The sequence below is a fragment of the Clostridia bacterium genome, assembly GCA_017405765.1.
In the GTDB taxonomy this organism is placed as follows: domain Bacteria; phylum Bacillota; class Clostridia; order Oscillospirales; family RGIG577; genus RGIG577.
Genome location: JAFQZS010000040.1, coordinates 35,351 through 50,553 on the forward strand (window position 1 = coordinate 35,351; position 15,203 = coordinate 50,553).

Sequence of the window (15,203 nt, forward strand, 5' to 3'; positions counted from 1 at the left end):
GATATGTCACACCTTCCCGGCAGTTTTATGATTTAAGCTTTGAAAACTTCTTTTGCAAAGCGCACCGACTCCATAGCGTCGCGCGCGTAAAAATCCGCCCCCGCCTTTTTTGCGTATTCTTCCGTAAGCACGGCGCCTCCTACCATTACGCGGCAGAAGTGCGCGCCTGCCTCTTTAAGGCGGGATATAGTCTCCTCCATGCTGACGACCGTAGTAGTCATAAGAGCGCTCAAGCCCAAAAGACGTATGTTTTCGCGCTTTACTGTCTCAACTATAATTTCGGGATCGACGTCACGGCCGAGATCGATGACCTCGTAGCCGTAATTTTCCAAAACGACTTTTACGATATTCTTGCCTATGTCGTGAATATCGCCCTTTACGGTAGCAAGCACGATGCGTCCGCGCGGCTCGCCCGTCTCGCCCGACGAGCTCATATGCTCCTTTATCACGCCGAACGCGCCCTTTACCGTTTCCGCGCTCATTATAAGCTGGGGAAGAAATATCGTGCCCTCTTCAAAGCCGCGTCCCACCGTGTCGAGCGCAGGTATAAGTATACCCTCGATTATCTCCATCGGCGTTTTTTCTTCAAGCTCTTTTCTTGCCGCGTCGGGAGCGGCAGACTTTAACCCCTTTATCACTATCTCAAAAAGCGACCCCGCTTGTGCGTCTGCTCCTACGGCGCCCGCGCGCGTTTGTGCAGGCTTTGTATCGGCAACCGTACCTGCGTATATGCTTACGTATTCTGCGCAGTTCTCATCCTTCCCCGAAAGCACGCAATAAGCGCGGTAAGCGCGCATCATATCCTCCGAGCAGGGGTTTATTATGCAGGCGTCAAGCCCGCGCGAAAGCGCGAGCGTAAAAAACGCCGAATTTATTATCTCGCGTCGCGGAAGACCGAACGAAACGTTTGATACCCCAAGGACCGTATTAACGCCCAGCTTCTCTTTCACTTCATAAAGCGCGTCGAGCGTGCGCAAAGCCTCGCTCTGCTCGGCCGAGACCGTGAGCGTCAGCGTATCTATAACTATATCCTTCTTTTTTATGCCGTATTTTGCGGCCTCCTCTATGATTCGGCGCGCCACGTCAGCGCGCCCCTCTGCGGTATCGGGTATGCCGTCCTCGTCAAGGCATAATCCGACGACGACGCCGCCGTATTTTTTTACCAGCGGGAATATTTTATCCATTACTTCCCGCTTGCCGTTTACCGAATTTATCATAGCCTTGCCGTTATATACGCGAAGCGCCGCTTCAAGCGCGTCCGCGTCGGTGGAATCTAGCTGGAGCGGGAGATTCGTCACGCTCTGAAGCTCCTCTGTCACGGCTTTAAGCATTTTTACCTCGTCTATTTCGGGAAGTCCCACGTTTACGTCAAGTATATGCGCACCGCAGTCGTCCTGCGTTACGGCTTCCCTTAATATGTATCCTATATCGTTATTTCTCAATGCCTCTTTAAATTTTTTCTTGCCTGTCGGATTTATCCTCTCGCCGATTATCACGGGTTTGCCGCCGATACGCACGCATTTTGAATACGACGACACTAGCGTAATATCCTTATCATAAGCGGGTACGGGCGATACGCCTTCGCACGCCTCCTTTAATCGGCGTATATGCTCCGGCGTCGTGCCGCAGCAGCCGCCGAGCACACGCGCGCCCTTTCGCGCATATCCTGCCATAAGTCGGGCAAACTCCTCGGCAGTCACGTCAAATGACGTCTCGCCGTTTCTGAAGACAGGCATTCCCGCATTCGGCTGAAGCATGAGCGGCGTGGATGAAATACGCAAAAGCTCCTCAAATACTTCGCCCGCCTGCGCAGGCCCAAGCCCGCAGTTTATACCTATAACGTCGGCCCCAAGCCCTTCCAAAAGCGCTGTCATGGCGGCGCTGCTTCCTCCCGTGAGCGTCTTTTTGTTCTCGTCGAACGTCATAGTGCAAAAAACGGGCAGATCGCAGTTTTCCTTTGCCGCAAGCACTGCCGCCTTCGTTTCGTAAAGGTCGGCCATCGTCTCTATCAGTATAAGGTCGCACTTGCCCGTGGCCGCGCCTGCGCGCACGATCTCTGAAAACATCTCATACGCCTCTTCGAAAGACGTTTGTCCGAGAGGCTTTAAAAGCTTGCCCGTGGGCCCTATGTCAAGCGCTACCCACTTTTGCCCTTCGGATTCGTCTGCGGCGCGCCGCGCCAAAGAGACGCCGGCTGCTATTACTTCTTCAAGCCGCCCCGAAAGCTTTGGACGGTTCGCGCCGAAGGTGTTCGCGGTCACTACGTCGCAGCCCGCCTTAAGATAGCTTCTGTGTACGTTAAGTATTATATCGGGGGCGTCTATGTTCAAAAGCTCTGGAAGCTCGCCAAGCCCAAGTCCCGCTTTTTGAAGTTCGGTGCCCATAGCCCCGTCAAAAAAGATAAGCCTTTCTTTTAAGGCGTCTGTTATTTTCATTATATATCCCCCTTTGGGTAAGCTTATCGGCGTCTGTATCGGCACATATCCCGCGCCGCGCAGCGCTCGCACGACGAGGACACGCCGCAGTTTTGAAAAGCCTTTGTAATGCCCGCTATCGCCGTTACCGATTTTTGCGGCGTAAGCATATATGTGTCGCTGCACGTAAGCCCTATGCGCTTTTGTGCGTCCATCATGGAGAGTATGACGCTTTGGTATGAAAGCGGCATATCTCCGTATCCGGGGCTGAATCGGGAAGTAATATTAAAGCCCTCGTCTCTCACTCTTTTAAGTATCTGTGCGCATGCGCCGTCGCAGACCTGTTCTATATATGCGTTCTGCGCCGCATCCATAACGACGGCGCGGCTCATGTCGAAGCGTTCGAGCTTGAGGCGCGCCATATCGGCGTCGCTGCCAAGCGTCGCGCACAGCACGGCTGCGCGTTCACACCCCGAAAGATGCCGAGAAAGATCGCGGCTTTTAAATTCCACGCCGCCGAGTCTTATACCGTCCTTAAAGAGTACAAGATCGTCGAATATCCTGTATATATATCTTACCGTGGCAAGAGATGAAAGCTCCCTTTCGCACTCATCTATTATAAGGCTTACGCTGTCCGAAGCGGGGCTTTTGCCGTAACCCAGATAGCGCAGCACTTCCTCTCTCAAAAGATGCATCGCCGTTACCTAATAAAGAAACTGGATGTTGTTCTTTATCTGCACCGCAATGTCCGGTTTGTTCATCGTGTAAAGGTGTATGCCCTTTACGTCATACGACAAAAGGTCTGTTATCTGCTCTGTCGCATAAGCTATGCCCGCCTGCCTCATGGCGTGCGGGTCGTTTTGGTATTTTCGGAGCATACGCTCAAATTTCGGCGTAAGGGCCGCGCCGCTCAATTTGCACATGCGCTTTATCTGCCCCGCGTTCAAAACTGGCATTATTCCCGGGATTATCGGAATGCTTACGCCCGCTGCCGCCGCCTTGTCGAGAAAGGCGTAAAACTTTTCATTGTCGAAAAAAAGCTGGGATATGAGAAAATCGCAGCCCGCATCCTGCTTTCGCTTTAAGTTGTCAATATCGTCCTTTGCGCTTTTTGCCTCGGGATGCGTTTCGGGATAACATGCTCCTCCTATAGAGAATCCGCCGGTCTCGGCTATCTCCTTTATAAGGTCGGTAGCATAGCGGTAATGCTTCGGGTCGGGAAAACCCGTTTTATCCGTCGGTATGTCGCCGCGCAGCGCAAGTATGTTTTCTATGCCCGCCGCTTTAAGCTCGAAAAGATGATGCGCTATCTCCGATTTTGTTGACGACACGCACGTAAGATGCGCAAGCGCGGGAGTATGACACTTATCCTGAAGGAATGTCGCGATCTTGGCCGTGTTTTTCGAGGTTCCTCCGCCTGCGCCGTATGTTACGCTCATAAAGTCGGGAAAATAGCGTGAAAGCGCGTTCGCGCAGGTGAGGACGCTCATAAGGTCGGCGTCCGCCTTCGGGGGAAATATCTCAAACGAGAATACGCCCCTGTCTTTTTTTAAAATATCTGAGATCTTCATCGAAAACTCTCCCGTCAAAAAGTTTTGTTATATTATATTTAAAAACCTATCATTTGTCTATGCTTTTGTGCCGTATTTTTTGATTCGCCTTTTTTAATGGCCCACAGCGGCGCGGGCATTGGCGCTGATTTTTCGTTTGATTATTTGTTTTTATTAATCGCAATCATTGTTCTGAATATAATCCAATAATACTTTTGCCCGACGTAAATTGTATTTACCGTTAATATCAAACGGACAGTTATTAACATTCTTTATTATTTCTCTTCTGTTTGAAGCAATCAAATTGCCAATGTTATTTGCAATACATACCTCATCTACTAAAAACCACTGTTTTGCAATTTCACGATATAATTTTGTATTGTTTATAATATTTTCATGGTTGTTAATAATATTGAGCTTTTCCATAAAGTCTATTGTTGCTATGTCTCTTATAATACATAACAACTCCTGCATTGTGTTTTCTTCTCCGGATAAATATGACCACAATTCATCTGCAAGCAATATTTCTCGTCCATCGCAAAACTTTGAAAACTCAATCATACTGTTCATAAAGGATTCTTTACAAAAACCCGTATCTGAATCGGATGTGGGATCAAAAGGAAACCCGAAATAATATTTTATTGTTTTATTCGGTTTCATAATTCTAAGCGCCGCTTTTGCTTTTAAAATTTTCTGCTTTTCTCCACGCGTTTCACCCGAGTTGGGACGAACTGACTTTAACTCAATAGCAACAAAGCTGCTCTCATCTTCAAAACAACAATCGGCAGTAAAATTTGGTCCATTAACCAAATGGCCTCTTGCATTTTCCGAAATAATCAAATCCTCATCAATCATAGACGGCACCTTATCACCGTTCTTTAAATCTGTCATAATTTCGCTTATAATACGTTCTTGTTCAGAGTATATCTTATACTCGCTTCCAAGAAAAGAACGTTTAGCTCCGTCACAAAGAATTTGTGCTGTTTCTTCAAAGAAAATCTGTCCCAACGTTGTATTCAATCCATGCATCCACGAGCTCATACTTAAAATAGAGTCAACATTTGTCCCAGCAGCATCAAATTTTTGAGAAAAGGCTTCTAAAAATGCTTTATGAAACGGGGCATTTCTCGTAATGGCCTCATTTTCCGGAAAAGAATCAAATCTGGATTTTAATATTCTTATTACGATCTTGGCTATCTCTTGTTTTTTATATATGTTCATCAAACCCCTTCTTTCATCCTAAAAATACTTTCAGAATAGGCATTTTTGTCCTTTTCCGTTCTGTTCAAAACAGGTCGTTTAAATGTATCTACTATTTTCATACCTGCATTTTTAGCTATTGTTTCATATAATCCAAACTTATCGTTTGCAACAATAAAAACTTCGTAATCATCACTTAGATATTGTTTACAATTAATAAGGACTTGCGAAATATCCTCTACATATTTTTTTTGTGCTGCACGATTTCTTCCCTTTTGCATAGAACCTATTTCAAGATTATCATTCCTAGTAAAACCAAATAATTCGTAGGCGTATGCATGCTGTTCATGATAATCTATTATTCCAACATATGGTGGACTGCAAAAAATTCCTTTTATTTTTTCTTTTTTATAGGTCTCGTATATACTACCTCCCATGCTTTCAATACACTTAGAAATATTCGCTGTTGATGAATCTTCCGCGAAACATTTTTGCATTGTATCTGTTCTTAATTTGTCAAATTCAGATATCCTTTCAAGGGTGTTTATTGAATATGTTTTCCACCATTTTAATATGCTAAAGAGTGGTTTACATATTTTTTTATGTTTAACACAGTAATATGTAGTATATACAGGCATAATCAAAGTTGCTAAATCTGAATGCGTCGTTGCCCTGCAAGAGCGCATCGTTCTTGATAATATAATTTGAAGCAATTGCTTAATAGCTTCATCTTCTATGCCTTCTATTATCTCATTAACAAAGTATATTTCTTTTCGTGTTGTTTCAAAAAACCACTTATCTAAAAACGATGTTTGTGACACTTCAAGAGATACCCCGTGCTTTTTAGCTAGAATCTCAAAATATGGCAAAAACATCTCTGCTTTTTCTTCACCATATTCCTTCTCATTTATCTCTTTCTTATATACTCTTTTTTTGAATTCCGGCGAAGGAAAATAAATTGAATTAAAGCTGTATAGCTTCTCAAGCAATTCTTCGTCGAATTCAGCAATTCCAAGTGTCTTTTCATAAGACTCCAGTTTGCTTGTAATAAAATCAACAGCTTTTTTTAGTTTTATATAATCATACTTTTTTACCTTACAATTTGATATTTGAGAATTGAAAGATGATATGTCTATCCCTACTGCATGCATGCCCAATTCATTCGCTTGAACAAGCGTTGTTCCGCTGCCGCAAAATGGATCAAGGATAATGTCTCCTTTATGAAAGTAAACTTCAGACTTAAAAGAATCAACATGGTCATCTAAAAAATATTCTACTAATTGAGGAATGTACTTTCCTTTATATGGATGTAGCCTGTGGACATGCTTTGTCGTTTCCTTTTCCTTATACCCATCAAAAGAAAGCTCCCAATTAACATCATCTCCGAGAATATTTTTCCATTCGATTTCTTTTCTGCCTTTAAATGATTTATAATAGCTCTCTAATTGATTTTTATCTACGCAAATAACGCCGTTTTTTTCAATTTTATCTATTCTTCCATACTGAATTAAATATGAGATATTTGATTCGGTAACTTTTTTACTCGTAAACTCAGTAGCAAAAGCGCTTGCTTCATGTATTGTTAAAAAGCTCATATTAAAACTCCATATTCATATTTTATTATAATCAAATTATATATCTATTTCACACTTTACTCAATACTTTTAATTATTACAGCATTATTCAAGCGCATTTATACATTTTTAAAATTTCAAACTTTTAAAAAAAACATATTGACAAGACGGCGGCAATTTGATATATTTATTAAGCGCATTGAACGAAATAAATGAGCTTGATACGCTGGTGTAGCTCAACAGGCAGAGCAACTGACTTGTAATCAGTAGGTTGATGGTTCAATTCCGTTCACCAGCTCCATATCCGGGGGGGTTCCCGAGTGGCCAAAGGGGGCAGACTGTAAATCTGTTGTCACTGACTTCGGTGGTTCGAATCCACCTCCCCCCACCATAAAAAAGACATCCGGCCGGCTGTCTTTTTTGTTTTCTAAATCTTTCTGGAGGTATTGAAAATGCATAATAAGGCTTCCTACCGTAAAGACGAGGTGTTCTGCGAGCCGATACACGTGCCGTATCATGAATGCGACGGCTTCCGCAATTTCCGCCTTTCGGCGCTTTTGGCGCACATGTCCACGATAGCCGGCGAGGATTATGATGATCGCGGCTTTCCGCACGACTGGCTGTGGGACAACGGCATGGTCTTTCTCGTTTCCCGCCTGGCTTTAAGAGTCATACGAAACATAAAAAAGGACGAGGAGATCACTCTCGCAACATACGAGCGCGGTCTCAAAGGCGCAACCTTCAACAGAAATTACGAATTCATAGACGCAGACGGCAATACCGCCGTCGAGTGCAAGTCCGTATGGATACTTTGCAACCCCGAAACGCGCATGGTTTTAAAGCCCAAGGCTTTTCCTCGCACGCCGCTGCAAAATTGGGACAAGCTTCCCGACTGTCCCGAGGCCGAAAGGCTCAAAATGCCCAACGACGCCGAATTTTTGGGCGACCGCAGGATAGTTCTCTCCGATATCGACTGGAACGGTCACCTTTTTAATGCATATTACTGCGATATATCGCTTGATTTTCTGCCATTGGGGCTCGTAGAGCGCGGCGTTCGCGATCTCGTAATAAACTTCCAGCACGAGGCCGTTTTGGGCGATTCGCTAAAAATATACGGGAAAATCGAAGGCGACTGCGCCACGGTCTATGGCATAAAGGAGGGCGAAAACACGCCCTGCTATATCTGCCGCTTCACGTTCGGACTTCCTGATGAGAATATTTAATAAATCATGCGTTTTTGTTCATTATTTGATAATAATATTATAGATAATATTATTAAACGCATCGCCCTCAAAAAAGGAGAAAAAGAATGAACAATGCAGGTCCTTCCGATATAAGGCGAAAGAAATCACGGCGAAAAAGGCGCAGATTCCCCGCCGTTTTAGCGATAATATTTGTGGCCGCCGCCGCATTTTTAGGCGTGGCGACCGCCTTTCATACGTTCGCGGACGGCCTGAGAGACGGCTCAAGCCTCCTTCCTCCCGATGCTTTTGACAGCGCATCCGGCGTCGAGGCGGCCGACAGGCTAAACTTCCTTTTGATCGGCACCGACGGCAGCAATTCCCGTACCGATACGATAATGCTCGCGTCGCTTGATTTTGTTGACAGAAAAATAAACCTGATCTCCATCCCGCGCGATACGCGGGTGCTTGTAAACGGCAGGTATCACAAAATAAACGCCTGCGCTGTTATCGGCGGCGACGAGCTCTTGATAAATACCGTAAGAGACATCACGGGCGCGCCCATACATTATTATGTTAAGGTAAGCTTTGCGGGCTTTAGAAATATCATCGATATTCTTGGCGGCGTTGATTATTACGTTCCCATGGATATGCACTACTCCGACCCGTATCAGAATCTTTATATCGACTTAAAGGAGGGGCAGCAGCACCTTGACGGCGACAAGGCGGAACAGCTTGTGCGTTTCAGGCGGTATCCCGAGGCCGACATACAGCGCACCCGCGTTCAGAAGGATTTCTTCAAGGAACTCTTAAAGCAGAAGCTCACCGCCGAATACTTTTTTAGGGCGCCGACTCTTTATTCCGATATATCGAAGCATCTGACGACGAACTTTACGGCAGGCGACCTTATGGGTCACTTGGATATCATAAAGCTGTTCCAAAACGCTTCAGACGATACGATAACAGCTTATGAGATGCCCGGCAGCGCGCGCATGATAAGCGGCGCTTCATACTGGATACACGACGTTGACAAGACGCTGGAGCTCTTCAAGGAGCATTTCGGCGGAAGCGGCACTTCTTCGGTGAAATCAACATACTCCGCCGCAGAGCAGAGCGCTATTTCCTCCTCGCCTAAGCCGACTCAAGAGAGCGCTATGGACGTACTCTCCGAGTCGGATTCGACCGACGAGGGACTCCCCGCAGACGACCTAGAAATGTTCATGGACGGCGAAGACGGCGACATCCCCAGCGATACGCAGTCGGACGATGCGTCCGGCGAGGACGGTGAGACCGGCGACACGCACTCCGGCGATATGCACTCCGGCGACGCTCAGTCCGGTGATACTCACTCCGGCGATACACAGTCCGGCGATACACAGTCCGGCGACACGCACTCCGGCGACACGCACTCCGGCGACACACAGTCTGGTGATACTCACTCCGGCGACACGCACTCCGGCGACACACAGTCCGGTGATACTCACTCCGGCGACACGCAGTCCGGTGATACTCACTCCGGCGACACGCAGTCGGGTGACACGCAGTCCGGTGATACTCACTCCGGCGACACACACTCCGGCGACGCGCCCCCCGCGCCCCCCGAAGAAGATAAACCCGACATAAGCACCCCTCCCGAGTGGCTGAGATAAAATATCAGGCTGCGGCGATAATTTGCCGCAGCCTTTTTTGATTGTTTTAAGTAAACTTTGCCCTTATACCTCCGCGAAAAGTTGCCGAAACAACGCGAAGGTATAAGGGGGCGCTCCCTGCTCCCTTGCGCTACCCCGTCCCCCGAAACACAAATTTATAAAATATCTTCCTTCTTTATATTGAAATCACGACTTTGCTGTGATAGAATAACAAAGTAAGCTTGGCGTTTTTGACAAGCGTTATATGCGGGTGGACCGTTGCAGTGATGTAAAGAATCAGCGAAGCTTCTTTATAAAAGCTTCGCTCTCTTATTTTTTAAACTCAAAGCGACATGGGGAGGATACATATGTCAGACAATACGACCGGAGGCAATCTTCAGAAAAAATATATCTTCGTTATAGGCGGCGTCGTTTCGGGCCTCGGAAAGGGCATTACGGCGTCTTCGCTCGGCAGGCTCTTAAAGGCGCGCGGATTTAGTGTTACGATGCAGAAGTTTGACCCCTATATAAACATAGACCCCGGCACTATGAGTCCTTATCAGCACGGCGAGGTTTACGTTACGGAGGACGGCGCTGAGACCGACCTGGATCTCGGCCACTACGAGCGTTTTATCGACGAAAATCTGACGGCGACCTCCAATATCACGACGGGCAAGGTCTACTGGTCCGTTATATCGAAGGAGCGGCGCGGCGAATACGCAGGCAAGACCGTTCAGGTCATCCCGCACATAACGAACGAGATAAAAAGCAAGGTCTACTCAATGGCGCAGGAGACGGATTCGCAGATAGTCATAACGGAGATAGGCGGCACCGTGGGCGACATAGAGAGCCTTCCCTTCCTCGAAGCGATACGCCAGGTCGCATCGGACGTGGGCCGCGAGAACTGTATGTACATCTACGTCACGCTCGTTCCGAAGCTGCCCTCCGGCGAACAGAAAACGAAGCCCACGCAGCACAGCGTAAAGGAGCTTTTGAACGTCGGCATCTGGCCCGACATACTCGTATGCCGCTCTGAAGACCCCATATCGAAGGAATCGCTTGAAAAGCTCAGTATGTTCTGCAACGTCCCCAAAGAGAACGTGATCTCCAATCTCGACGCGGAAACGCTCTACGAGATACCGCTCATGCTCGAGGAGCAAAACTTTGCCGACGTCGTGCTTTCACGGCTGAACCTCAAGGCTCCCCACGCGCCCGACCTTACGGAATGGACGGCCATGGTCGAGACGATACGAGGCCTCAAAAGCAAAGGCACCGTGACAGTGGCGCTCGTGGGCAAATACGTCGGCCTGCACGACGCGTACTTAAGCGTAGTAGAGGCCTTAAAGCACGGCGGCATCGCGAACAGCGTGAACGTCGATATAAAATGGATAGACAGCGAGGACATAACGCCCGACAACACGCAGAGCATCTTTTCCGATATTGACGCGATGCTCATACCCGGCGGCTTCGGCGACAGGGGCACCGAGGGCAAGATATGCGCCGCAAAATACGCCCGCGTGAACAATATACCGTTTTTCGGCATCTGCCTCGGTATGCAGATAGGCGTTATCGAAATAGCGCGCAGCGTGCTCGGTCTTACCGACGCAACGAGTACTGAATTTAACCCCGACTCCAAAAATCAGGTAATACATATAATGCCCGACCAGCTCGGCGTGACTGATCTCGGCGGCACTCTTAGACTCGGCGCGCAGACGTGCAATCTTAAAGAGGGCACGCTCATACGCGAAATTTACGGTGAGGAGACGATACGCGAGCGTCACCGCCACCGCTACGAGGTGAACAACGACTACCGCGAAGCTCTTGAGAGCGCAGGCGTCGTTATAAGCGGTCTTTCCCCCGACGGGCGGCTCGTCGATACGATAGAGTTAAAGGGCCATCCGTGGTATATAGGCGTTCAGTTCCATCCGGAGTTCAAGTCGCGCCCCAACAGGCCGCACAAGCTGTTCGCTTCGTTCATTAAGGCAGGCAAGGAGTATAAGAATAAATAATTTTACAGATAAAGAAGGTTTTATAATGTCAAGCAGAATAATAGTCGGCGCTCAATGGGGCGACGAGGGAAAAGGAAAAGTGATAGATATACTTGCTTCGCAGTCCGATATGGTCGTGCGCTCCCAGGGCGGCAACAATGCCGGACATACGGTAGTTGCCGATCACGAGGAATACAAGCTTCATATGGTACCCTCCGGCATTCTCTATAAGAACTGCGACTGCGTAATAGGCAGCGGCGTCGTCATCGACCCGAAGGAGCTCATCGCCGAGATGAACGCCATTAAAGAGCGCGGCGTATCGCTTGACCTTTTGAAAATTGACGCGCGCACGCACGTTATAATGCCGTATCACATCGTGCTCGACGCGCTCTCCGAGGGCGTTCGCGGCGATATGAAGATAGGCACTACGAAAAAGGGCATAGGCCCCTGCTATATGGACAAGGTCGAAAGAAGCGGCATAAGAATGTGCGACTTTACCGACGATGAGGAGTTCAAAAAGAAATTAAAAGAAAACCTTGACACGAAAAACAAGATCATCGTAAACGTATACGGCGGCGAGCCGCTCGACTTCGATAAGGTCTACGCGGAATATTCCGAATACGCGCGCCTGCTTTCGCCTTATGTGTGCGACACGTCCGTGCTCATTTACGACGCGATCAAAGCCGGCAAAAACGTGACCTTCGAGGGCGCGCAGGGTACGCTTCTCGATATAGACTTCGGCACATATCCCTTCGTTACGTCCTCTCACCCCGTGTCCGGCGGCGTATGCATCGGCGCGGGCGTAGGCCCCACGCTTATAGACGGCGTTTTGGGCATCATGAAGGCTTACACCACCCGCGTGGGCCTCGGCCCCTTCCCGACGGAGCTTTTCGACGAGACGGGCGAGTTTATCCGCAACCGCGGCGCGGAATTCGGCGCGACTACGGGACGCGCGCGCCGCACGGGCTGGCTCGATACCGTTATAGTAAGCTTCTCCGTCCGCGTGAACGGACTTACGGAGCTTGCCGTAAACAAGCTCGATACTTTAAGCGGCATAAAGACGCTGAAGGTCTGCACCGCATATGAGATAGACGGCGAGGTGACGAAGCACTTCCCCGCCGACCTTAAGACGTTCTCGCGCGCAAAGCCCGTATATACGGAGCTCCCCGGCTGGGACGAGGATATTACCGGCATAACGAAATACGAGGACCTCCCCGCGAACGTGAAGAATTACATTGAATTTATCGAGAAAGAATGCGGCTGCCGCGTATCCATGGTAGGCGTAGGCCCCGACAGAACGCAGAATTTATATAAGTAAACACTTCCCAAAAGAGATGTGCGCCCCGCCTTAACGCCAAGGCGGGGCGTTTTTTTCTTGCTTTGAAAGCAAAAAGAAACCTTAAAACTTCGTTTTAAGAATTCGATCCCCTGCCGGGGGCGTACTCTTCACAAAAGCGCTGCTTTTGAAACATTTCCCTTGCTTTGAAAGCAAAAAGAAACCTTAAAACTTCGTTTTAAGAATTCGATCCCCTGCCGGCGGGGCGTACTTTTGACGGCAAAAGTACCAAAATTTCCGAGAGACTGCCGCCTCTCGGACTCTTCGCTCCCTCGCTCCAACACCGCCTCTCGGCGGCGCCAGCCGCTCGGCGTTACTCAAATATGACTTATCTCTCGCCATCTACTGGCGATAGGCGCAATTTGCTTTATATCTTGGAGCCTTTTCGCCATGAGGGCGCATTCTATTAGCTTCCTTCCCCACTGGTGTTCCGCGGCCGAGCCGCTCCAAGTCTTTGGCGCCCGTTGGTTATGGGCGGCATTAAACAAGTTGCTTTTTACGCTGTTTCCTTTCGTCATGGCGGTATTTCATCTTTTCTCTTGTATTTTTTCCAAATATACGGTATCATAAATGTGCTACACAAAATCCAATAGTATTACTATGCCCTTTTTTACTACACAAGTGTCTGTATATTTGCTTCGGCAAAAACGCAGGCTCTGCTTTGGCAGGCACTTTTTGTGTAGTAGTCAAGGATTTTGTGTAGCGACAAATGGAGTTATGCGTTTTTCGGTGTGTAGCTCCGTTTGGAGCTGCACACTTTTTTATTTTGGGAAAAATATATCTTGTAAAGCGAGGTGAAAAAAACGGCACTTGTTCCCTTGGTAAAAGAGAGAAACTCCTGTTAAAAAATGCAAATTTAAAATGTCAAAACAATTTGTATTTATATCAAAGAAAGGAGAACTGACAATGAAAAAGAGATTCATCGCCATAGGGTTGGCTACTTTGCTGATACTCTTTTTAACAGCCTGCGGTAATTCATCAAAAAGTGACACAACAGATAATCAAACGCAGGAAGTAGCTGAGACCTCAACCGTATCCGAGTCTGATAGTGATTCGTTCTCTTTGACTCCATCCCCGGACAAGTATACACAGTATGTCGATAAATATGTGGGAATGAATGCGGCGTCTGTAGGTTATACCTCTTGGGGAGGCGACAGGCTGATAAGAATCGGCGAAGGATTGTTAACGGTTACCTTTGTTACTGCAGACGGAACGTATGTCGGACCTGATGACAAAGATGATCTTAAAAACTATGTTGTGGTATCACAGTCAATTGAGCCAAATACAGAGGTAAAACTTGAATTTGAAAAAGACAGCTCAGGAGAGGAATATGATACATTGGTTGCGTATCAGTCTTATGAAAAGATAGATCTTCTGGTAAAGAAAATCGGAGATGCTGATCCAAATATAAAACTTGCAAAAATCGATCCCTCTCCGGACAAGTATACTCACCACATACAGAACTACATTGGAAAAAATGTAAACTCTATTGGATATACATCATTGGGCGGAGATTACCTTGATGCCTACGGTGACGGCTATTTAAAACTGAATCTCGCTGCTGAAGATGGAAGTTATATTGATATTTCCGATAAAAGCATATTAAAACAGTATGTTGTCACGAATCAGAGCATAGCTGCCAATTCGGAAATGAAGTATACCTATTCCGTAGACAGTAAAGGAAATGAATACTCCAATCTTGTAAACTCACAAACATATAACTCCATTACTCTCAACGTTAAATCAGTCAGCGGAGAACCAGTAATTTCCACAAAAGAAAGTGCGTCGGAAAACAAAGATACAGAGCCACAAGTAAGCGTTGATAACGATGAAGATTCGAGCCCTGTTTTTGAGCCTCAGGACGTGTCTGATGCAGCTATTGAATCAATTAAGACGTATGGAGATTACCTCGTCATGTATCGTGCAATAATCGATGATTATCTGGCAAAATACGAAAAAGTTGTTAAAGGAACCATACTTGACGATGAAAACGACTTCAAAGAGTTTAAAGATGATTTGGATGAAGCATACGAAGACGCTGAAAAAGAATATGGCTCAATGAAAAACAAAAAAATCGTTGGCAAGGAAGTGCTCGTTGAATACCTTAAAAATGTTCGTGATAGTTTGCAGATAATAATAGATAGTTATGAAGAGGTTCTGGACGCTTTTCAGTAGAAGTATAATACAATCTCGGGTCTGTCCCAAAATTTGTGTAAAGTCCGAAGCATGGTGTAAAACAGAGCAAAAATAATATATTGCGGGAGGGCGGATTATTCCGGCCTCCCTTTCTTGCAGTATAAGCGGGAACGGAATGCATGTCAAGGGCGGCGGC

The 15,203-nt window shown here is 47.0% G+C and carries 10 protein-coding genes and 2 tRNA genes; 7 read left to right on the forward strand and 5 right to left on the reverse strand.

Annotated features, from left to right (window positions below; translation table 11 throughout):
* Positions 1–32: 32 nt before the first annotated feature.
* The 5 genes from IJG50_07110 to IJG50_07130 form a co-directional block, all read right to left on the reverse strand.
* Complete coding sequence (locus tag IJG50_07110; protein ID MBQ3379615.1) at positions 33–2,435, reverse strand: homocysteine S-methyltransferase family protein; 2,403 nt, start codon at positions 2,433–2,435, stop codon at positions 33–35.
* 23 nt (positions 2,436–2,458) lie between these two features.
* Positions 2,459–3,100, reverse strand: coding sequence for a Vitamin B12 dependent methionine synthase activation subunit (locus tag IJG50_07115; GenBank protein ID MBQ3379616.1), 642 nt, complete (start codon positions 3,098–3,100; stop codon positions 2,459–2,461).
* A gap of 18 nt (positions 3,101–3,118) precedes the next feature.
* Entirely contained in the window at positions 3,119–3,985 is an 867-nt protein-coding gene (metF, locus tag IJG50_07120) for a methylenetetrahydrofolate reductase [NAD(P)H] (protein MBQ3379617.1), read from the reverse strand.
* A gap of 153 nt (positions 3,986–4,138) precedes the next feature.
* Positions 4,139–5,185, reverse strand: coding sequence for a TdeIII family type II restriction endonuclease (locus tag IJG50_07125; protein MBQ3379618.1), 1,047 nt, complete (start codon positions 5,183–5,185; stop codon positions 4,139–4,141).
* Positions 5,185–6,759 carry a site-specific DNA-methyltransferase gene (locus tag IJG50_07130; protein ID MBQ3379619.1) on the reverse strand — a complete coding sequence of 525 codons (1,575 nt, stop codon included), beginning with the start codon at positions 6,757–6,759 and terminating at the stop codon, positions 5,185–5,187. The genes IJG50_07125 and IJG50_07130 overlap by 1 nt, the downstream gene beginning before the upstream one ends.
* A 204-nt stretch (positions 6,760–6,963) precedes the next feature.
* Between IJG50_07130 and IJG50_07135 the strand changes: the two genes are divergently transcribed.
* The 7 genes from IJG50_07135 (at position 6,964) to IJG50_07165 (ending at position 15,046) form a co-directional block, all read left to right on the forward strand.
* Positions 6,964–7,039: transfer RNA gene (locus IJG50_07135), tRNA-Thr, on the forward strand.
* Between the two features lie 5 nt (positions 7,040–7,044).
* A tRNA-Tyr gene (locus tag IJG50_07140) sits at positions 7,045–7,129 on the forward strand.
* 61 nt (positions 7,130–7,190) lie between these two features.
* The gene (locus tag IJG50_07145; GenBank protein ID MBQ3379620.1) at positions 7,191–7,961 is read left to right on the forward strand and encodes an acyl carrier protein; all 771 of its coding nucleotides are present in this window, start codon (positions 7,191–7,193) and stop codon (positions 7,959–7,961) included.
* A gap of 86 nt (positions 7,962–8,047) precedes the next feature.
* Positions 8,048–9,568, forward strand: a complete 1,521-nt coding sequence (locus IJG50_07150; GenBank protein ID MBQ3379621.1) for an LCP family protein — start codon at positions 8,048–8,050, stop codon at positions 9,566–9,568.
* Between the two features lie 347 nt (positions 9,569–9,915).
* Complete coding sequence (locus tag IJG50_07155) at positions 9,916–11,556, forward strand: CTP synthase (protein MBQ3379622.1); 1,641 nt, start codon at positions 9,916–9,918, stop codon at positions 11,554–11,556.
* A 25-nt stretch (positions 11,557–11,581) separates the two neighbouring features.
* Positions 11,582–12,853: an adenylosuccinate synthase gene (locus tag IJG50_07160; protein ID MBQ3379623.1), complete on the forward strand. Its 1,272-nt coding sequence runs from the start codon at positions 11,582–11,584 to the stop codon at positions 12,851–12,853.
* Positions 12,854–13,777: 924 nt separating this feature from the next.
* Positions 13,778–15,046, forward strand: coding sequence for a hypothetical protein (locus IJG50_07165; GenBank protein MBQ3379624.1), 1,269 nt, complete (start codon positions 13,778–13,780; stop codon positions 15,044–15,046).
* Positions 15,047–15,203: the final 157 nt, after the last annotated feature.